We start from the raw sequence: 20,267 nt of genomic DNA, 5'->3' as shown, positions 1-20,267 counted from the left end.
CCTACGTGCGGATGATATTGTTCGCAACAGTGCGCGTCGGCAACACGATCACGATCGATTACCCACCCACCCTGATAACAACGTGACCGTCGAACTTGTCTTTCGCGCCATTACGACTGAACCGGAGCTAATTCCTCGGTTGTTGGTGGCGGACAAGTTTGCAACCGACCTCGAGGACCAACGCGCACCACAGGGTCACATCGACCGAGCGTTAGCGTCAAAGGATCTGGGAGACGGCGGATAGCAGGTAAACTTGCCGAATGATTGACACGACAGTTGCCGTTGATACCTACCCGCTAATGTCGCAATCTCAGCGCTGCATCAGTTCCGGGTCCAGGTCACCGTCGCCGTCATCGTAGGTACTGGTGCAGGTGATAACGAACCTGATCGCACACTTCACCACAGCATAGACAAAGCATCACTACCGTCCCGATTGCCGCGTTCGTACTGGTGGCGTTGGTGCGCTGCAATGGTTTGAACTGGGCTGAATTAGGCCTTGCCTGGGAACACTGGAATTCCGTCCTGGGTTATACGCTGGCCGCCGTGGTCATCATGGCGTTAGTGATTTCCGTCGGTGTCCTGTTCACGACGACCCGGCCGACGTTCATAAACAATCATTACGCTCGGATCTCTGGGATATCCGACACAGCTGATCGCCTCGATGGTCTTCATTCCACTGCAAACCGTGATCCCGGAAGAGTTGGCCCTTCTCGATGTACTGCACGGCGCGTTGAATCGGGCCTGGGGATTCCATAGCGTTGCGGTTGCGGGATCGCTGCTGTTTGTAATCGCGACGTCGTTGGAGTTGACGAAAGCAACATCGACTTTACTCGGCTGCGGGATCGTCGGAATGCTCGCCGGAGTAACGCTGGCTACCGGCGTAACAGGGTTCGTCTTCAGCTGGCTGCGCCGACGTAGCGACAGCCTCTTGAGCCGATAGCCGCTGCATTGGTCACTGAACGAATTTGGGTGCGCTAGTGGCTGCGCTGATCCGGCGTCGATCGACTTGACCTCGTTTACACTAGTAGCACAGCGGCACCTGTGATGCGGCCGACGCTTAGGTCAGTCAGCGCCTGATCAGCTTGCCCAAGCGGATATTCCGAGGTGGTGACCACGATGTGATGCTGGGCCGCAAAGTCGAGGAACACACGGGCATCGGCCCGAGTGTTCGATGTCACCGACCGAATCTGACGCTCTTGAAACAGGTGCCGATGGTAGTTCAGCTGCGGGATATCGGAAAGATGAATCCCTGCGATCGCCAGGGTGCCGCCACGGTTCAGCGCCTCGCATGCGGGCAGCACTAGATCACCAACCGGAGCGAACAGGATTGCGGCATCCAGCGGTACCGGCGGCAGATCATCGACGCCTTGAGCCGACGCAGCGCCGAGTTCTAACGCCAGCTCCTGCGCCCGAGTTCCGCGGGTCATGACATGTACCTCTGCGCCTTGCGCCAAGGCAACCTGTGCCGCGATGTGAGCGCTACCCCCAAAGCCGTAGATACCTAACCGACCGCCCGGCGGTAATTCGGCTCGCAGTAATGACCGGTACCCGATGATGCCGGCGCATAACAAAGGAGCAAGCTCGCAGTCGCTATAGCCGCTCGGCAAGTGATGTGCGAAAGCCGCAGGAACAGTAATAAATTCTGCGTATCCACCGTCTACATCCCAGCCGGTATAGCGAGACTTCAGACATAAATTCTCGGCACCTTGACGACAATACTTGCACACGCCGCATGTGTCGCGCAACCAGGCGATGCCTACCCGATCCCCCACATCGAACCCTGCGGCCGTATCCACGTCCGAGCCTACCCCAAAGACCTCCCCCACCACCTCGTGACCGGGAGTCACGTGTTCGCGGTGCACGGGGAGGTCGCCCTCAGCGACGTGCAGGTCAGTACGACATACCCCACACGCGCGTACGGCGACCAGCAGTTCAGACGGTTCGGGACGTGGCACCTCGGTAGTAACCCACTCGAGCGGGCTGGTTTGCATCGGGCCGGGCCGACGCACCCGCCACGCGTTCATCATAGTGGTCACTTTCGAGGCCACCACGCCATCATGCCGTGATCCGTCGGCGACCAGTTGAAATCATCACAGCCAAGTTAGACCAATTAGGTCTTTCGTACCTTGTCGACAACCCAGAGCAGGATCACCGAGCCCAGGATCGCGGTGAACAAAGTGAACCACCAACCACCGGCGGCCGTGTTAACGAAGAAGCTCAATAAAAAGCCGCCAATCAACGCTCCTACGACACCAATAACGATGTTCATCAAGATGCCCGACCCGCCGCCTTGAACGATTTTGCCGGCGATCCAGCCCGCTATGCCACCGATGATGATATAGCCGATCCAGCTGACACTGGTCAACGTCGTTGAGCGGGCGAAGTACTCGGTAGCTGCCATGACGTCCATGCGTATCTCCTTGCACTCAATGGCATAGTTCAGCGCAGATCCAGGGCTGTAATTTCGGTATACCCCGATGAGTGCTTATTGTCGACAGTGGTTTGCCCCGCTGGCTGCGGGTCAAGCAAGCACGGTCTGCAGTGACAGCGGAGTAGACGTCGGACTGGCCTATCCAGCCGGTGCCGGAGCAATCTCTGGCCGGATAGACTCGGCCAGCTCTTTGGCTGCACCCTTGTCCACCGGGTTATTCGAGGTTCCGAGCCATACCACAAACCAGCGCTGCAAGGGCCCCGCTTCAGGTGTACTCGCCGCTGGCAGGCCGACTACGCTCGTACAGATTTGGCCAATTGGCTTGTTGGGGTCGCTGAATTTGACATCGTAATAGGACGCGCTTCCAGCTATCCCGTTGGCGTTGAGCGGAATAATTTCTTGGTTGATCCGCGTACCGGGGTATGGTAAATAAAACTCGCCCATATCCGAGCCCAGTCGGACCGCGGCCTTAACGTTGTCGGCTTCGGCACTGGCGTAGAGCTTTTGGTCCAGCCGGCCGAGCACTATACGGGTGTCGCTAGCGACCGGCGGCGGCTGACCGGGCATGGGCGGCTGCTCGATGGCTTTGCTGAGCAGCGCCGAGCCGTAGTCAAGGTGTGAAGAGTCTGACTCTACCCAACCGGCAGGAAGGACGAAACTAAATCCACCGACAGCGTTGGTGATTCGGCCAGCATTAGAGTCGACTGCAGGTGGGGATAGCGCATTCAGATCGAGCGGCGACGCATCGGAATCACCCTGTTGGGCTTCGGACGAGACAGGGGCGTCTGCAAGGGATGTGGTGATCTCTTGTGCAGGTGAGGGGGCTGCGGTAGCCGTTGATGGCGGCAGGGGCGCTGGATCGGCGTTGGCGGCCGCAGGCAACGGCATCGTGACGGCACTGACGCTGGCCACCGCGGCAATCGCCAGTGTCGCCCACAATCCTTTGCGACGTGTCGCGTTCGGGTCAACCTGATTCATGGCGACGAACCTACCGTGTTACTACTGCGACGCAAGGACGGCTTGCTGATATATTGTAGGATGGAGGTTTGCTAGTTCGAGACGTGTCAGTTCACGATTAGACACGTCGCTGCAGCGCCACTGTATGAGCTTTGATGCTGACCTACAAACGCTCTCCGAGCATCCAGCGGTAACTCTGTGGCGGCGTCGACGATGATTTCCACGGCCAGGATCAGGTTGCTCCGGACTGCGCATCAAGACGGCGGATCCCCGGGAATCTAGTGCTACCAAGGTCAGTGCGATGGTATTGCGTGGGCCGCCATGCAGCGGATCGCACTATACAGCAACCGCGGTGGGCGCGAACACAGCGATTAGGTCTTGACCGTTGGAGAGCTGATAACCGAAGTCTTGGTCCGGTGTCCCGTGCCGGCCCACGCCAGATTAGGTTAATGGTACCGTCGGTGTCGACGGTACCATTAACCAGGTTGACACCCTGCGATCCAGGAGCCGAAATGACTGCACGGCGCACCAAAGCACATCGACGACCTTTTCCCGATCTCGGAAATCCTGCTGGATTCAAATACTAGCATTCGATCAGCCATGATGACCACGTCCAGCAGCTGGTGGGTTATCAGGACGACGGCGCAGCTGCTCTGAGTAGCCGGGCTGGGCATCACCGCGCGGATATGCAGCAGTGGATGCGGCCACATAAAGCCCAGTCAACAGCTCGTCGAGGAATAAGCACTCCGGTGGAGGAGCCAACAAACATGCTAGCGTGAGCCGCTGCATTTTACCACCCGGCAGTTGCCGTGGTTTGCGCTCGGCGCACTGCTCAGCGTTCACCTGACGCGGCCAACCCAGCGCCTTATGACGGTTATAGGCCTTGTCCTGGACGCCGGCAGTCCGGAGCATGCCGAATACCGTGTTATAGCTACGCGGTCCGAAAGCCACGTTGGCCACGACAATCATGCATAATTATAGCAGCTGATCCTGCGAGAGCAACCCGGCCTGACGATCATGCGTTGCCACGTTCACCCCAGCTGCAGTGTTGATCAACACGCAGTCCCCCAAGCGCACCAGACTCACGACGGGGCAAGCAGGCTGGCGATAACTTGAAGGGCGGTGGACTTGCCCCACACCGTTGGGTCCGAGTACGGCAAGCACCTCCCCCTGAGCTACCGAGGACTCGACATTTCAGATGGCAGTCTGTACACAATCAGCGGAAGCTGTAATTCGCTCACAGGTGGCTAACTCGTTCGGCCATGGTCATTCCGCGAACACCCAAGCCCAGCACCACCAGCGCTGCCACTACCACGCACGATCGACAATGCCACAGCCGCGTCCGCGTAGGTCACCCACTGTAGTTAGATTTCGAGCGGCAGCGTGCGAGTAACTCCTTGCCGATAGCCGGCAAGGAGCGCGGTGTCGCACCAAACTCCCCCAGCGAACGGGCGAATGCCAGTCACTGCCCTCGACACCATCCCGGCAGTAGCTGCAGCGCGACCCACCATCAGGCGGTGTTGGACCGCGCCCCTTAGCATCGCTGCCACCACGTCATATTAATAATCGGCTCCCGAGGTGTAGGCAGCACCTTCGAGGGAGATCCCCTAAGAAGCGACAACAAAACGTAAAGTCTGCGCCATCACCACAGCGGTCGTGCTGAACGTGATGCTGACGACGGCGCCCTCCAAATACCTCCCGATCAATCCTAGTCGACCGAATGTTATAGAGCAACGCAATGCCATTAACCACGGGTGGGCAACACCAAGGTAACAAATCAGCAGTCGCAGCAACCGCACAAGCCGTTCCGCGCAGTGAGCTAGTCCCAGCGCCATGGGCACCCCAAGCAGCACACACAGCACGGTGCTCGTAACGACGGTTTCAGACTCAACAACAGCGCCGTCGTCGATGCAAAACTGGTGATCAACGACCAGAAATTCTGGCCAGTCCACCGTAATCGCGATCACCAGCAGGAGCAATGCCACAAAGACGTTCCCCGCCGCGGCGGGGAACATACGCTCAACGGGGCACATCGGTGCGCCGGTGCACTTTGGTCGTCACGGTCTGACGAAGCCCGATTGGGCCAGAATTCCGCTGATCTGCCTCACCCCGTGACCATCGATTAAAGACTTCTGCGCCAGCGTGAGTAAGGACGCCTTCTTGAGCACCGCAATGGGGTAAACATTCACTGCACCGGCAGCCTCTAGAAAGTTGTATAGTGATCACCTTGTTCGCGACGCTGAGCGCGTAAGTAACGTAGGCCAGCGCGGCGTCGGTCTATCCGGTGGTGATCTTGTTAAGGGCATCGGTCGCGCTTGGGTTCTTCACCGACTGGTTTGAAGTGCACGCTGGTGGCGTCTTCGATGCACTGGGTCGCTGACCCACATGGCACCGGCTGCCGGCACACAACCACGTTGAGCTCCGGCTGAGCGAGATTCGACGAAGGATCCGATCTTTTTCGGATTGCCCACCACGGTCGCGATGGTCAGGATGTTCGAAGTAAAGGTTTTGTCGATGTGCCAGCCAGTAATCGGACCTTGGCGGCAGTGTCTATCCTCGCGGTGTCCACGCGTTCGCACCTTGGGGCAACTGAGTCGCAAGCTCCGAGAACCCGCGAACTCGACATCGACGCTGACACCCGAATTGTCTGCTTTGAACTGGCTGCTGATCTGAACAACGCAGACTTGAGCAAGGCCGTGGCAAACACCACAAATGAACTGGAGTTTGGGGTGGCCAGGATGGTGACGACGAGTGCAAGTGCGAATTGCACGCCGCTGTTCCAGCTAGCAATCCGCCCACCAGCATCGTCGATTCAAACCGGCGAACACCCCGATACGACGCATGGGTGAACCCTAGCCCGTTTCCTCCTCTGGGTGTGCGACAGCGCGAGGAGGCAGCGTGAATAATTACCCAACTTGTGTAAGGTTTGCGGCAATTCGGAATTTCGCCCAGTAGCTCCAGTGGTTACTGTCCGATAACCTCTAGGCAGGATAGACGCCACAACACGCTGAGATCCCCGGCACAGTGCGATGCTGGCACTACCAGAGCCAAGTTCGCCGCGCTGAGTGCAAAATATATTAAGATATATTTTAAGTGTCGGTGCCCTGTCAGGGTCTGCGTTCCGCGGTGAACACGAGGAGGTCATGGCAGTGGAGGTACTGGTCACTGGTGGAAACACCAATCTGGGGCGCGCAATCGCCGAGGGTTTTCGCAACGACGGTCACAAGGTGACCCTCGTGGGTGCAAGCCGAGCCGACCTCGAGGTCGTCGCCAAGGAGCTAGACGTGAATACAATCGTCTGCAACACTACCGACCCAGCCAGCCTCAATGAAGCCCGCGGACTGTTCCCCCATCACCTAGACACCATCGTCAATATTCCGACGCCAGGCTTTGATGCCGGGGACCCACGCACTTTCTCACTATCCGATACAGCCAATGCATGGCGCAATGCACTGGACGCGACGGTGCTCTCAGCGGTGCTGACGGTGCAGTCCGTTGGTGATCATCTACGCTCCGGCGGTTCGATCATCGGGGTGCTGGCGGAAAACCCGCCAGCGGGCAGCGTCGATGCCGCCATCAAGGCTGCACTGTCGAATTGGGTGGCCGGCCAGGCGAGCGTTTTCGGCACTCGTGGCATCACGGTCAATGCCATCGCCCGTGGCCGTAGCTTCCAAGCCGGATATGAAGGCCTTTCACGCACGCCTCCGGACGTTGCAGCAGAAATCACGCGGTTGGCGTTGTTCCTAACTACCCCGGCGTCTCGCCACATCACCGGCCAGACACTGCACGTTAGCCACGACGAACTAGCTCATTTTAACTGAAAAGCTCTGCGGGCCTAGTGGAATACAAGTGAACCCTTAGTCATAGGGTACACTGTGGTTATTCGGCTTGGTCTGGAGGTCCTCATCTTAACTCCTACGGAACTGGGAAGAACAGATTTCTCCAAGGGTCGTCGCCCAGGCCGGTGAAGCCGAGTCGGCTGGATTCGACTCGGCTTTAGTCATAGAGAAACTCTACCAACTACACAATGGTGGTTGAGCTCACCTAGCCAGCCAATGTTCGAGCCCTACACCACCCTCAGCGCGCTGGCTACTACTGCCGAAAGCGTGCAGCTGGGCACCGTGGTAGCCGGTTGGTAGCCAGCAACACCTAACTGCAAGCCAGCCCTGCTGGCCAAGGTCATCACCACACTGGGCGCGGTCAGCCAAAGCCGGGCGGTTTTAGGCATCGGCACCGGCTGACTCGAACTCGAGCATGATCAACCTGGCTTCGCATTCGGCACCTTCGCCGATAAACTCAACCGGCTCGAAGTGTTACAGATTCACCCTGCCGATGATCAAGGACGAACGACCCCGCTTCTAGCGGCAACTGTTACCACAACCAATGAGACGCTGGCCAATCCCCCCCTGCCGCGAGAACATTCCGCTGATGGTCGGTGGCAGCGGTGAGGAGAAGACGATCCTTCTTGCCGCACGACACTGCAACCGCTTCAACGCGATCGCCGGGCTCTACGCACTACAAGGCAAAGTGCATGTGGTGCAGCGGCAGTGTGAGGAAAATCGGCCGCAATCCGGTGACGCTGGAAATCAACACGCTTATCACAGCCATTATTGACAAACATGAAAGCGGGCCAAATCGCCTCCCAGATGACTCAGAGTAATGGAGATCGGCATCATCGATGCCGATCTCCGACCCGATCCAGGCCAAGGTTCTCGACGCGGGAATCGACAGTCTCAAGTATAAACATGCCAGCTACACTCCGGGTGTCATCAACGAAGCTGGCAAGGCGCTGCGTACGCGAGTCAGCCTGGCGCGGGGGCGCCGTGTCAGCAAGGCCATCAAGCGTGTCAAGTCACCGTGACCACAGGCCGCCTACTCTGCTGGTGTGGCTAATTGCACACACCCTCACCTGGGATTCTGAAGAGCGGCTTGACTACCGTGATAGCTAACTGCAGTCACCATCACGGAGCCCCGTCAGGAGCAGCGGAACATGAGTGCCCAGCCAGCAGCCACAGCTGCTCAGAACCGCCGGCATCAAGTCGTCATTATCGGGTCAGGGTTTGGTGGTCTGAACGCGGCGAAGAAGCTCAAAGGGGCCAACGTCGACATTAAGTTAATCGCCCGCACCACCCATCACCTGTTCCAGCCATTGCTGTACCAGGTAGCCACCGGAATCATTTCCGAGGGGGAAATCGCGCCGCCGACCCGAGTCGTCTTGCGTAAGCAGCGCAACATCCAAGTGCTACTGGGCAATGTCACCCACATTGACTTGGCTAACCAGTGCGTCGTGTCGGAGTTACTCGGTCACACCTATGAAACGCTCTATGACAGCCTTATTGTCGCCGCCGGAGCTGGCCAGTCGTACTTCGGGAATGACCAATTCGCTGAATTCGCACCCGGTATGAAGTCAATTGATGACGCGCTGGAGTTGCGTGGACGGATTTTGAGCGCCTTCGAGCAGGCCGAACGGTCAAACGATCCGGAACGGCGAGAGAAGCTGCTAACATTCACTGTGGTCGGAGCCGGCCCCACCGGTGTCGAGATGGCTGGACAAATCGCCGAATTGGCCGATCATACGTTGAAAGGCGCCTTCCGTCACATCGACTCAACCAAGGCCCGGGTAGTTCTGCTCGACGCTGCCCCCGCGGTGTTGCCGCCGATGGGCGAAAAACTGGGTCAGCGTGCGGCCGCTCGATTGCAGAAGATGGGCGTAGAGATCCAGCTGAGTGCAATGGTCACAGATGTGGACCGCAATGGCATTACGGTCCAAGACCCCGATGGCACGGTCCGGCGCATCGAATCGGCTTGCAAGGTGTGGTCGGCGGGGGTTTCAGCAAGCCGGCTGGGAAGAGACCTTGCCGAGCAATCCTTGGTCGAACTCGACCGGGCTGGCCGGGTGAAAGTGCTGCCCGATCTATCCATCCCTGGATATCGGAACGTGTTCGTGGTCGGTGACATGGCCGCCGTCGACGGAGTGCCGGGAGTTGCGCAGGGTGCGATTCAGGGTGCTAAGTACGTAGCAAACAACATTAAGACTGAACTCGGCGAGGCCGACCCAGCCGAACGCGAACCGTTCCAGTACTGCGACAAGGGCTCCATGGCCACAGTGTCGCGGTTTTCCGCGGTAGCCAAAATCGGTCCGCTGGAGTTCAGTGGCTTTATTGCCTGGCTGATGTGGTTAGTGCTGCATCTGATGTACTTAATCGGCTTCAAAACCAAAATCACCACATTGTTGTCGTGGACGGTGACTTTTTTGAGCACTCGGCGGGGCCAGCTGACCATTACCGACCAGCAAGCTTTCGCGCGAACGCGGCTCGAACAGCTGGCGGAGCTTACTGCCGAAGCGCAGGGTACAGCGGCGGCTCACAAGACCACCATGCGGGCGAGCGAGACAGTTAACCTGTCCCCCTGATTAAGCTGTGGGCAACCAAGCTTGGCTATCGCTGGACAGCTCCTGGAGACGCACCTGGCCGCGAGTCACCCTCGCATTGGGTATCGTCGGTGAATGTGACTGGCCGTAGCTGCTGACACCAGACACGATGGATCAGCCATGTACACCATCCTGGAGCCGATGGAGCGAAGGAAGTCAGTGTTGTTGTATTGGTTGACACCCACGACATTTTCGCCGCTGCCGCAACTATTGAGCCAGGTGTAGGCCGCCATGCTAAACCATACTTTCGTACGATCGAGCAGTAGATACCGCCGGACACGAGGCCTATCAGGCTGCAAGAGCCTGGACGTCATCGGGGCTAAATTCGGTGAACTGCAGTCCCAACGCGCTATCAAATGGTTGCGGTAGTGCTCGAACTTTTCGGAATACCGACCCGTGTCTTGCGGTTGCACGTTCTCGTGTCTACACCATCGCTGGATCCACTTATAGCGCGTATGCCCGTCAAGGCACAACCGACAGATGCTATGAAGTTGTTTAGGCAGATAATGAACGAATAAACCGAGGGTCACGGCAGCCCTCAGGACACTAGCGCGGTCGATGCGACTCAACCAGCCAAAAATATATAGGCAGGGGTTCCCCTAATTTAGCAAAAGTTGGATTTGAGTCGCGGCGATGGACCTCAACGATGGTCGCTGTGATCAGGGTCACATAGAATGCCAAGCAGTTGATCTACTAAATCACATCTGTCGGCTGCCGCCCAGCTGGCGGCAGCCGACTTAGATACGACGATCGGTAGTTAATACTCGGTAGTTAATACGGAGTACGTTGGTTTCAATACTCAGGAGATGAACGAATTATGGCCAAGCTGACGCGGCTGGGGGATCTAGAACGTGCCGTGATGGATCATTTATGGTCCACACAAGAACCCCAAACAGTTCGTCAGGTCCATGAAGCGTTGTCAGCACGACGCGACCTCGCCTACACGACTGTGATGACCGTGCTGCAGCGATTGGCTAAGAAGAATATGGTCTCGCAGATCCGCAACAACCGGGCCCACCAATACGCGCCAGTGCACGGCCGGGACGAACTGGTAGCTGGCTTAATGGTCGACGCACTAGCCCAGGCCGAGGATTCCGACAGCAGACAAGCCGCGCTGGTGCACTTCGTCGAGCGGGTCGGGGCCGACGAGGCAGACGCGCTGCGACGCGCACTTGCAGACTTGGAAGCACATCAACGCCATGTCCGTCATCTGCTGGCACTCCAGCGGATGACTGAGGGAGGCTAGCAACGTGTCCGCGCTGGCCTTTACCATCCTCGCGGTGCTGCTGGTCGGCCCCACACCGGTATTAGTAGCACGTTCGACATGGCCGTTGCGCGCTCCACGCGCCGCGATGGTGTTGTGGCAGACCATTGCTCTGGCCGCGGTGCTTTCGACGTTCAGCGCCGGCATTGCGATCGCCAGTCGGGTGCTCATGCCCGGCCCGGACGGGCGGCTAACTGCCAGCATTATCGGCGCCGCCGGTCGACTCGGTTGGCCACTGTGGGCGGCATACGTCGCCGCCTTCGCGCTGACAGTGCTAGTCGGTGCACGGCTGATCGTTGCGATAGTGCGAGTAGCCATCGCCACGCGGCGGCGGCGGGCCCACCACCGCATGGTGGTCGACCTGGTCGGGGTCGGACACGACGCGGCCCTCACGCAGCCGTGCGCCCGCGCGCGCGACCTTAGGATCTTAGATGTATCGCAACCGCTCGCCTACTGTCTACCGGGCATGCGTAGCCGAGTAGTGGTCAGCGAAGGGACGCTGACCAAGCTGAACGATGCAGAAGTCACGGCGATCCTCACCCACGAACGGGCTCATCTGCGTGCCCGGCACGACTTGGTTTTGGAGGCATTCACCGCAGTACATGCAGCCTTTCCACGGCTGGTCCGTAGCTCCGCCGCGCTGAGTGCGGTGCGGCTACTCGTTGAGCTGCTAGCCGATGACGCCGCGGTACGTGCTGTGGGACGCACTCCCCTCGCCCGGGCACTGGTTGCTTGCGCGTCCGGTCAGGCGCCGTCAGGCGCGCTAGCCGCGGGCGGCACCACCACCGTGCTGCGCGTACGCCGACTGTCGGGGCGAGGTAACAGCGCGGTGTTGTCCGCGGCTGCATATTTGGCCGCGACAGTCTTATTGGTAGTGCCCACTGTCGCGCTAGTCGTACCGTGGCTGACAGAGCTGCAACGGCTGTTCAATATCTAACCCGGTTCAATATTTAACCCCGGTCTAGCGGCAAGCACTGCGCGAAACACTTTACGGATGACCACAAGTACGCTTGCCACAGTGTGTCGGAATAGCGCTGGCGACAATTTGCCGCACAAGTTCTCCCACCTGAGAGGCCTAAGGAGATGAAGGACATGAGCTCGCCAGAATCGAAGACGGCCATTGCGCAAATCGGCGTAACCGGGCTAGCCGTGATGGGTTCGAATATCGCCCGGAATTTCGCCCGACACGGCTATACCGTGGCGTTGCACAATCGATCAATCGCCAAGACCGACGCACTGCTCAAAGAGTACAGATCCGAAGGGAATTTCGTGCGCACCGAAACGGTCCCCGAGTTCCTTGCCGCACTACAGACTCCACGACGGGTGCTGATCATGGTCAAAGCCGGTGACGCCACCGATGCTGTCATCAACGAACTCGCCGACGTCATGGAGCCCGGCGACATCATCATAGACGGCGGCAATTCGCTGTTCACCGATACCATTCGCCGCGAGAAAGCAATGCGCGAGCGTGGCCTGCACTTCGTCGACGCCGGGATCTCCGGCGGCGAAGAGGGTGCACTGAACGGACCGTCGATCATGCCCGGCGGGCCTGCCGAATCGTATACTTCGCTAGGCCCGCTGCTTGAGGAGATCGCCGCGCACGTCGACGGGGTGTCATGTTGCACCCACATCGGGCCGAGCGGGTCGGGCCACTTCGTCAAAATGGTCCACAACGGCATCGAGTACTCCGACATGCAGCTCATTGGCGAGGCCTACCAGCTGCTACGCGACGGGCTGGACATGAGTGCACCGCAGATCGCTGACGTGTTTACCGAGTGGAACAAGGGCGATCTGAACAGCTACTTGGTAGAAATCACCGCTGAAGTGCTGCGCCAGAACGATATCAAGACCGGCAAACCGCTCGTCGATGTCATCCTCGATGAGGCCGAACAAAAGGGTACCGGCCGGTGGACTGTACAGTCCGCCCTGGACTTGGGCGTGCCGATAACCGGAATAGCCGAGGCGGTGTTCGCGCGTGCGCTGTCGGGTTCGGTGCCGCAACGCAAGGCCGCCATCGGGCTGGCCTCCGGCAAGTTGGGCAACAAACCCACAGATCGCGAGACATTCATCGAAGACGTCCGCCAGGCCCTGTATGCCTCCAAGATTGTGGCCTACGCGCAGGGTTTCAATCACATCCAGACCGGTAGCACCGAATTCGGCTGGAACATAACACCGAGTGACTTGGCGACCATCTGGCGCGGTGGCTGTATCATACGTGCGAAGTTTCTCAACCGCATCAAGGATGCTTTCGACGCCGCCCCCAACTTGGCTAGCCTGATCGTTGCCCCGTATTTCCGCAGTGCTGTCGAATCGGCGATTGATAGTTGGCGGCGTGTGGTGTCCACAGCTACTCAGCTAGGTATCCCAAATCCCGGCTTCTCGTCCGCGTTGTCGTACTACGACGCACTGCGCACCGAGCGACTGCCGGCCGCACTGATCCAGGCTCAACGTGACTTTTTCGGGGCGCACAGCTACGGACGCGTCGACGCGCGGGGCAAATTTCACACACTATGGAGCGAAGACCGCAGCGAAATCACAGTTTAGTTGGCCAAGCTAAGAGGCATCCAGTGGCTTCCCGCTATATCTGTATCAAAATATTTTTAAAGTGAAGCGAGAGCGATGAGGTTTCTGGACGGGCACCAGCCCGGATTTGACCTGACATATAAAGACGTTTTCATCGTGCCACACCGGTCAGATGTTGCGTCGCGATTCGACGTAGATTTGTCAACCTATGACGGCTCCGGCACCACTATTCCTGTGGTGGTCGCCAACATGACGACGGTGGCTGGGCAACGGATGGCAGAGACGGTGGCACGCCGGGGCGGCCTGGTGATCCTGCCGCAGGATCTGCCGATTGCAGCAGTGCAGCAGACAGTGGAATTCGTCAAGAGCCGTGATCTAGTTATCGACACCCCGGTGTTACTGACACCTAACGATTCGGTGTCCGACGCGACCACACTGATCCACAAGCGCGCGCACGGTGTTGCGGTGGTAGCCTTCGAAGGTCGCCCAATTGGTCTGGTGCACGAATCGTCCTGCCTAGGTGTGGACCGCTTCACTCGGGTAAGGGATGTCGCTACGACCGACTTTGTGACCGCCCCGGTGGGCACCGATCCACGCAAGATCTTCGACCTGCTCGAACATGCCCCGATCGACGTCGCGGTGCTGACTAACGCCGACGGCACGCTGGCCGGAGTACTGACCCGCACCGGAGCGATTCGCGCCAGCATCTACACCCCAGCCACCGACGCCCGCGGACGGCTCCGCGTCGGTGCTGCCGTCGGCATAAACGGCGATGTAGCCGACAAGGCCCAATCTCTCGCCGAGGCAGGCGTCGATGTGCTGGTCGTCGACACCGCACACGGATACCAAGTCAAGACACTCGAGACGATCAGATGCGTCGCATCGCTGAACTTGGGTGTGCCGTTAGTCGCAGGCAACGTGGTGTCGGCCGAAGGTACCCGCGAGCTACTCAACGCCGGGGCAACCATCGTCAAGGTCGGTGTCGGCCCGGGAGCAATGTGCACAACTCGGATGATGACCGGTGTTGGTCGACCGCAATTCTCGGCTGTGCTCGAATGTGCTTCTGCCGCAAGGCAGCTCAATAGGAACGTGTGGGCGGATGGCGGTGTCCGCCATCCGCGTGACGTGGCGCTGGCGTTGGCCGCAGGGGCATCGAACGTGATGATCGGGTCGTGGTTCGCCGGCACTTACGAATCACCCGGGGACTTCATGCGGGACCGCGACAACCAACCGTACAAGGAAAACTATGGCATGGCGTCCAAGCGAGCGGTGGTCGCCCGCACCGTCGCCGACAGCCCATTCGATCGCGCTCGCAAGGCGTTATTCGAGGAAGGCATCTCGACCTCGCGGATGGAGCTGGATCCCGACCACGGTGGTGTCGAAGACCTGATCGATCACATCACCTCCGGTGTGCGCAGCACCTGCACCTATGTTGGCGCGTCAACCCTGGCGGAGCTGCATGAAAAGGCTATCGTCGGGGTGCAGTCGGCAGCGGGTTTTGCCGAGGGCCATCCGCTGCCCTCGGGGTGGTGACACCTGACCTTGGCAAAAGTCGCTAAGATGTGAACTGCTGGATTTCAGGCCGTGCAGCAGTGCATTGCTAGGTGGCCCAAACCGTCGAAGAGCGAAAGGGACGACGTGCCGCAGGCACCGGTTGAAACCGTTGGCTCCCGGGGTGAGCGGCCCCGCATCTTTCGCATCGTTGTCGGCTCCTCCAGCATAGCGAAGACCAAGCATGTCATGAACATGGCCGTCACCGTGAACCGTGAGCAACTTGTTGGCCATCGAGTTGCTCATTTTCGACAACACGATGTTCGTCGCAGCGGAATTCTCGTTGACCGCCCTGAACCGCAGCACGGTCGAGGCCAATGCTCGCGACGGTACCCGCCAAGATCGCTGTATTCGGCACGCCCACCATAAGTTGTCGTTCCAGCTTTCAGGGGCTCAGTTGGTTATCTCGATCACCACTTTAGCAATAGGCTACCTGACCGATCCGATGATGGCCGACCTACCGCATCCGGCGTTAGACGCGATCGGAATACCTGACCGAGTGGTCTACTGGATCACCACCTTACTTGGTGTTGGTGATAGTAACGTCGGTGTCAACGGTTTTCGGCGAGCTGGTACCGAAGTATATCGCCGTTGCGCGTCCGCTTAACACCGCCCGCGCTGTCGTGGGCTTGCAGCTGCTGCTCACCCCAATCATCCGATTGACCAACTGGGCGGCGAACTGCATTGTGCTCAGCCTTGGGCATCGAACCGGCCGAGGAGCTGCGGTCGACCCGCTCACCGCAGGAACTGCTATCACTGGTGCGGACTTCGGCGCGCAACGGCGCCCTGGACGCAGCCACGGCGTCGCTGGTGAGACGATCTTTGCAGTTCGGCACCCGGAATGCTGCGGAATTTGATGACACCCCCCCCCGGTCCAAAATCGTGGCGCTGCAAACCGACCACACCGTCACCGACCCGGTTGCGATCGCCGCCGCATCCGGGTTCTCGTGCTTTCCAATTGTCGACGGTGACCTCGACGCAACCGTTGGTATTATACACGTAAAGCCGGTTTTCGAAATTCCATCCACCGATAGCGCCAGCACGCTGTTGACCACAGTCGCAAAGCTGGTCACGGTGGTGCCGTCAACGCTGGACGGCGATGCGGTGATGGCACATATCCGTGCAGGTGGTCTGCAGACTGCGCTGGTTGTCGACGAATACGGCGGCACTGCTAGTATTAGGTAACTGTCGAGGATTTGATTGAAGAGATCGCGGGCGATGTCCGCGACGAACGTGCCGACGTCACGCCAGACGTGGTGGCGACTGGCAAGTATGGGGTTTTGCTGCGTATTGACGAGCTGACCAGCGCCACCGAGTATAGAACCTCTGAAAGGATCATACGAAACAATTGGCGGACTTGTGCTCCGGGGAGCCCGGTCACATTCCGGCAGTTAGGGAAACGTTAGAGCTGACCTCCTTAAACGCAAATGGCCCGTCAGATGCCTCGGCGTGTTGGCAAGCGACCGTGGTCCACATAGGACGGCCATCGGATCGACCTGCTTGTGCTGACCTTGTGCTGACCAAGTGGGGCAGTCACCCGGGTGATCATCACAAATCCAGCAGAAGACCGGGCTAATGCAAAACATTCTGGTACTGCTGGTGGCTATCGTGCCGATCGGCATCAACGCGTTTTCGTCGGCGCGGACTTCTCGCTGATCTCGGCCCGTCGCGACCACCTTTAAGCGTTGGCCGAACAGGGCAGAACGAGCGCAATCACCGTGATCCGAGCCAGCGAACAGCTCTCGCCGATGCTGGCAGGCACTCAACTTGGTGTCACCGTGACCTCGATCCTGCTCGGCAAGATTAGCGAGGCGACAGCGGCCAATCTGTTGCGGACGTCGTGTCAGCTGACCAGTACGTCGCCACCGCTGCTGCACACGCTGTCGCTGGTGATTGCGTTGGCGCTGGTGGTGGCTCTGCATGTGCTGTTTGGCGAGATTGTACCCAAGAACATCGCCCTGGCCGGTCCGGAACGAACAGCATGTTGTTGGTACCGCCCTACCTGATCTACGTGCGTGCTGCCCGACCGTTCATCGTCCTCTACAACACATGCGCCAACGCGGTATTGCGCGGGCTGGGCGTGGAGCCGAAAGACGAACTCAACATTACTGTTCCCACAGCCGAGCTCAGCGAGATGATTTCCGAATCGGTATAAGAGGGTCTGCTGGATCAAGAAGAACACAAACGGCTGACGCGAGCGCTGCAGATTCGCACCAGGGTGGTCGCCGATGTTGCACGGCCGCTGGCCGATATCCGGGCAGTGCCGGTGGCGGCAGCCGGCTGTGGCTCAACTGTTGGCGCGGTCGAACAGGCCCTAGCCCCAAATTGGCTATTCCCGGTTTCCGGTTGCTGATATCGACGGCGAGTTCGTAGGACATCTCCACATCAAAAATGTGTTGACGCTCGGCGACTATCCGCAGACCGTGATCGAGCTGGCACTCTTATGTCCACTGCCCGAGGTGCCCGAATCACTGCCGTTGGCCGACGCCTTGTCGCAGATGCGTCGCAGAAACAGCCATCTGGCACCGGTGATTGCCGGTGATGGCGAGGTAGTTCCGTGCGTGGCTATTGCGTGGCTATGACGGATCTACGTAGCCGATCTGGTCGGCACCATGCACGACGGGACACACTGAAACTAAGCACCGGGTAGAGCCGCCAGTAGCCCATTATGAGCTTTAACGGCTACGCCTACTAGTCGGTAGGTGTTTTACCGGCACACGTTTCGCAAAACCAAGCGTAGGACCGACCGATGAAGCTGTTGACCTGCTGTTGCGAGTCGGCCCGGAATACGCTCGTCAGGCTATTGGCCGGTAGGCTTATGCACGTAGCCCATGAGAGCCATATCGGGGACCGTTGGGGCCAGTAAGCCCAATACTGGAGGAGAACCATGACTGATCGCGTGTCGGCGGGGAATTTGCGCGTCGCCCGTGTGCTTTACGACTTCGTCAACAACGAAGCCCTGCCTGGCACCGACATCGACCCGAACAGCTTCTGGTCGGGCGTCGCCAAGGTTGTCACCGACCTCACTCCACAAAACCAGAGTTTGCTGAACTCCCGCGATGAGCTGCAGGCCCAGATTGACAAATGGCACCGCCATCGTGTGATCGAGCCATTCGACGTGGATGCTTATCGGCAGTTCCTCATCGATATCGGCTACCTGCTGCCTGAACCCGATGACTTCACCATCACCACCTCAGGAGTGGACGACGAGATCACCACGACCGCCGGCCCACAGCTGGTGGTGCCGGTACTTAACGCACGGTTCGCGCTCAACGCCGCCAACGCCCGCTGGGGCTCCCTCTACGACGCCCTATATGGCACCGACGCCATACCGGAAACCGACGGAGCCGAAAAGGGCTCTGGGTACAACAAGGTTCGCGGAGACAAGGTGATTGCCTACGCACGCAAGTTTATGGATCAGGCCGTCCCGCTGGCATCTGATTCATGGATTAACGCTACGGGAGTGAGCATCGTAGACGGCCAACTTCAGATAGCCATCGGCGCGAATTCCACCGGATTGGCCAGTCCCGAAAAGTTTGTCGGCTACAGCGGCGAGTTGGGGTCTCCCAACTGGTCGGTGCTGCTAGCCAATCACGGTCTGCACATCGAAATCCTGATCGACCCGGAGTCACCGATAGGCAAGACCGACCCCGTCGGCATCAAGGACGTGATCCTGGAATCGGCCATCACCACGATCATGGACTTCGAGGACTCAGTCACGGCCGTCGACGCCAACGACAAAGTACTCGGCTACCACAACTGGCTCGGCCTGAACAAAGGTGACTTAACCGAGGAAGTCAACAAGGACGGCAAGACCTTCACCCGTGTGCTCAACGCCGACCGCAGCTACACCACGCCCGACGGCGGTGAATTGACCCTGCCCGGGCGCAGCCTGTTGTTCGTACGCAACGTGGGCCATCTGATGACCAGCGACGCGATTCTCGTGGACGGAAGTGACGGCCAGGACAAAGAAGTGTTCGAAGGCATTATAGATGCAGTGTTCACCAGTCTGGCCGCAATCCACGGACTCAAAACCGGCAAAGCTAATGGCCCACTGACCAATAGCCGCACCGGTTCCATCTACATCGTCAAACCGAAAATGCACGGTCCCGCGGAGGTTGCGTTCACCTGCGAGCTGTTCAGCCGCGTCGAAGACGTGCTGGGGTTGCCGCAGGGCACCTTGAAGGTCGGCATCATGGACGAGGAGCGGCGTACGACACTAAATTTGAAGGCGTGCATCAAGGCCGCCGCAGATCGGGTCGTGTTCATCAACACTGGCTTCTTGGACCGCACCGGCGACGAGATCCACACCTCGATGGAGGCCGGTCCGATGATTCGTAAGGGTGCGATGAAAAACAGCACCTGGATCAAGGCCTACGAAGACGCCAATGTTGACATCGGGCTAGCCGCGGGCTTCAAGTGCAAAGCACAGATCGGCAAGGGTATGTGGGCAATGACCGAACTGATGGCTGATATGATCGAGCAGAAGATCGGCCAGCCTAAGGCGGGCGCTACCACCGCATGGGTGCCCTCGCCCACCGCGGCCACGCTGCATGCGATGCACTACCACCAGGTCGACGTGGCTGCCGTGCAACAAGAACTGGCTGGCCAGAGACGTGCCACCGTTGACCAGCTGTTGACAATTCCGTTGGCCAAGGAACTGGCCTGGGCCCCCGAGGAGATCCGCGAGGAGGTCGATAATGACTGTCAGTCCATCCTCGGTTATGTGGTGCGCTGGGTAGACCAGGGTATCGGTTGCTCGAAGGTGCCCGATATCCACAATGTGGCACTCATGGAGGATCGCGCCACCCTACGGATTTCGAGCCAGTTGCTGGCCAACTGGCTGCGCCATGGCGTAATCACCAGCGAGGATGTGCGGGCTAGCTTGGAACGGATGGCCCCGTTGGTCGATCAGCAAAATGCCGACGACCCGGTATATCGCCCGATGGCGCCCAACTTCGACGACAGTATTGCGTTCCTGGCGGCGCAGGAACTGATACTGTCCGGCGCGCAACAGCCCAACGGCTATACAGAGCTGATCCTGCATCGCCGTCGTCGCGAATTCAAGGCACAGAACCGGTGACGATGCGACCTGCTTGCGGTCAGCTGTG

Annotated in this window: 14 protein-coding genes and 6 pseudogenes; 12 read left to right on the top strand and 8 right to left on the bottom strand. The window is 59.0% G+C overall.

Annotated features, from left to right (window positions below; all coding sequences use genetic code 11):
• Positions 1 to 307: 307 nt before the first annotated feature.
• Positions 308 to 1,010: pseudogene (locus tag MLPF_RS14330) on the top strand (CPBP family glutamic-type intramembrane protease).
• A 6-nt stretch (positions 1,011 to 1,016) separates the two neighbouring features.
• Here the strand turns inward: MLPF_RS14330 and MLPF_RS14325 are convergent.
• The 6 genes and pseudogenes from MLPF_RS14325 to MLPF_RS18140 all read right to left on the bottom strand — a co-directional run bounded on the left by MLPF_RS14325 (position 1,017) and on the right by MLPF_RS18140 (position 6,231).
• Positions 1,017 to 2,027, bottom strand: a complete 1,011-nt coding sequence (locus MLPF_RS14325) for a zinc-binding alcohol dehydrogenase family protein (protein WP_427901957.1) — start codon at positions 2,025 to 2,027, stop codon at positions 1,017 to 1,019.
• Positions 2,028 to 2,110: 83 nt separating this feature from the next.
• A complete protein-coding gene (locus tag MLPF_RS14320; RefSeq protein ID WP_045843568.1) occupies positions 2,111 to 2,410 on the bottom strand; it encodes a GlsB/YeaQ/YmgE family stress response membrane protein in 300 nt (99 codons plus the stop codon).
• 159 nt (positions 2,411 to 2,569) lie between these two features.
• Positions 2,570 to 3,409: an alanine and proline-rich secreted protein Apa gene (locus tag MLPF_RS14315; protein ID WP_045843569.1), complete on the bottom strand. Its 840-nt coding sequence runs from the start codon at positions 3,407 to 3,409 to the stop codon at positions 2,570 to 2,572.
• Positions 3,410 to 3,982: 573 nt separating this feature from the next.
• A complete protein-coding gene (locus MLPF_RS14310; RefSeq protein ID WP_175266464.1) occupies positions 3,983 to 4,357 on the bottom strand; it encodes an ATP-binding cassette domain-containing protein in 375 nt (124 codons plus the stop codon).
• A gap of 268 nt (positions 4,358 to 4,625) precedes the next feature.
• Positions 4,626 to 5,437: pseudogene (locus MLPF_RS14305) on the bottom strand (ABC transporter permease).
• Between the two features lie 8 nt (positions 5,438 to 5,445).
• Positions 5,446 to 6,231 (bottom strand): annotated as a pseudogene (locus MLPF_RS18140) (substrate-binding domain-containing protein).
• A gap of 300 nt (positions 6,232 to 6,531) precedes the next feature.
• On the opposite strand from MLPF_RS18140, the gene MLPF_RS14295 reads away from it, so the two are divergent.
• Positions 6,532 to 7,209, top strand: coding sequence for an SDR family oxidoreductase (locus tag MLPF_RS14295; protein ID WP_045843571.1), 678 nt, complete (start codon positions 6,532 to 6,534; stop codon positions 7,207 to 7,209).
• Between the two features lie 245 nt (positions 7,210 to 7,454).
• Here the strand turns inward: MLPF_RS14295 and MLPF_RS14290 are convergent, their stop codons facing one another.
• Positions 7,455 to 7,616: a hypothetical protein gene (locus MLPF_RS14290; protein WP_237817216.1), complete on the bottom strand. Its 162-nt coding sequence runs from the start codon at positions 7,614 to 7,616 to the stop codon at positions 7,455 to 7,457.
• A 155-nt stretch (positions 7,617 to 7,771) separates the two neighbouring features.
• Here MLPF_RS14290 and MLPF_RS14285 point away from each other — a divergent pair, with 155 nt between their 5' ends.
• The 3 genes from MLPF_RS14285 (at position 7,772) to MLPF_RS14275 (ending at position 9,800) form a co-directional block, all read left to right on the top strand.
• The gene (locus MLPF_RS14285; protein WP_236685135.1) at positions 7,772 to 8,002 is read left to right on the top strand and encodes a hypothetical protein; all 231 of its coding nucleotides are present in this window, start codon (positions 7,772 to 7,774) and stop codon (positions 8,000 to 8,002) included.
• Between the two features lie 64 nt (positions 8,003 to 8,066).
• Positions 8,067 to 8,249: a hypothetical protein gene (locus MLPF_RS14280; protein ID WP_236685136.1), complete on the top strand. Its 183-nt coding sequence runs from the start codon at positions 8,067 to 8,069 to the stop codon at positions 8,247 to 8,249.
• Positions 8,250 to 8,378: 129 nt separating this feature from the next.
• Complete coding sequence (locus tag MLPF_RS14275; protein WP_045843572.1) at positions 8,379 to 9,800, top strand: NAD(P)/FAD-dependent oxidoreductase; 1,422 nt, start codon at positions 8,379 to 8,381, stop codon at positions 9,798 to 9,800.
• Here the strand turns inward: MLPF_RS14275 and MLPF_RS14270 are convergent.
• Positions 9,801 to 10,163: pseudogene (locus MLPF_RS14270) on the bottom strand (esterase).
• Between the two features lie 472 nt (positions 10,164 to 10,635).
• On the opposite strand from MLPF_RS14270, the gene MLPF_RS14265 reads away from it, so the two are divergent.
• The 7 genes and pseudogenes from MLPF_RS14265 (at position 10,636) to MLPF_RS14235 (ending at position 20,239) form a co-directional block, all read left to right on the top strand.
• Positions 10,636 to 11,064 carry a BlaI/MecI/CopY family transcriptional regulator gene (locus MLPF_RS14265; protein ID WP_045843573.1) on the top strand — a complete coding sequence of 143 codons (429 nt, stop codon included), beginning with the start codon at positions 10,636 to 10,638 and terminating at the stop codon, positions 11,062 to 11,064.
• A 4-nt stretch (positions 11,065 to 11,068) separates the two neighbouring features.
• Positions 11,069 to 12,019 (top strand): M56 family metallopeptidase, encoded by a 951-nt coding sequence (locus tag MLPF_RS14260; RefSeq protein ID WP_045843574.1) that lies wholly within the window; start codon positions 11,069 to 11,071, stop codon positions 12,017 to 12,019.
• Between the two features lie 155 nt (positions 12,020 to 12,174).
• The gene (gene gndA / locus MLPF_RS14255) at positions 12,175 to 13,626 is read left to right on the top strand and encodes an NADP-dependent phosphogluconate dehydrogenase (RefSeq protein WP_045843590.1); all 1,452 of its coding nucleotides are present in this window, start codon (positions 12,175 to 12,177) and stop codon (positions 13,624 to 13,626) included.
• Positions 13,627 to 13,701: 75 nt separating this feature from the next.
• Positions 13,702 to 15,138 (top strand): GuaB1 family IMP dehydrogenase-related protein, encoded by a 1,437-nt coding sequence (locus tag MLPF_RS14250; RefSeq protein ID WP_045843575.1) that lies wholly within the window; start codon positions 13,702 to 13,704, stop codon positions 15,136 to 15,138.
• Between the two features lie 277 nt (positions 15,139 to 15,415).
• Positions 15,416 to 16,676, top strand: a pseudogene (locus tag MLPF_RS14245) (hemolysin family protein).
• 55 nt (positions 16,677 to 16,731) lie between these two features.
• A pseudogene (locus MLPF_RS14240) lies at positions 16,732 to 17,738 on the top strand (hemolysin family protein).
• A gap of 305 nt (positions 17,739 to 18,043) precedes the next feature.
• Positions 18,044 to 20,239 (top strand): malate synthase G, encoded by a 2,196-nt coding sequence (locus MLPF_RS14235; protein WP_045843576.1) that lies wholly within the window; start codon positions 18,044 to 18,046, stop codon positions 20,237 to 20,239.
• The last annotated feature ends 28 nt before the right edge of the window (positions 20,240 to 20,267 follow it).

It is taken from the genome of Mycobacterium lepromatosis (assembly GCF_000975265.2).
Taxonomy (GTDB): domain Bacteria; phylum Actinomycetota; class Actinomycetes; order Mycobacteriales; family Mycobacteriaceae; genus Mycobacterium; species Mycobacterium lepromatosis.
This window is presented reverse-complemented; position numbering and strand designations above follow the sequence as displayed.